This is a genomic window from Aureibaculum marinum, assembly GCF_003813905.1.
Classification (GTDB): domain Bacteria; phylum Bacteroidota; class Bacteroidia; order Flavobacteriales; family Flavobacteriaceae; genus Aureibaculum; species Aureibaculum marinum.
In genome coordinates this window covers 1-269 of record NZ_RPFJ01000120.1, presented here as the reverse complement: position 1 = coordinate 269, position 269 = coordinate 1, and the positions used below count along the sequence as shown (strand labels likewise).

Below are 269 nucleotides of genomic sequence, written 5' to 3'. Positions count from 1 at the left end.
GATAGTTTTTTAAAGAAAAGAACAGCCACGAAGAATAAGTTACACGGAGAAGAAGTGTTAGGAATTCCTTCAAAATGGGTGTATCGTTCTTTAAAAAGAGATCGTAAACATTTAGATAAAGAGCTTTTAGGAATTGAGAAACAACTTCTCTCATTAGTAAAACAAGACCAACAAGCACAACTCACTTTATTACAAAGCATACCAGGTATCGGTATGAAAACAGCTTTATTTTTAATTGTAGTAACCGATGGTTTTAATAAATTTGAAAC

1 pseudogene is annotated in these 269 nt (G+C 31.6%); it reads left to right on the top strand.

What is annotated here, in order from left to right:
- Window positions 1-269: pseudogene (locus tag EGM88_RS15690) on the top strand (IS110 family transposase); the annotation flags it as partial.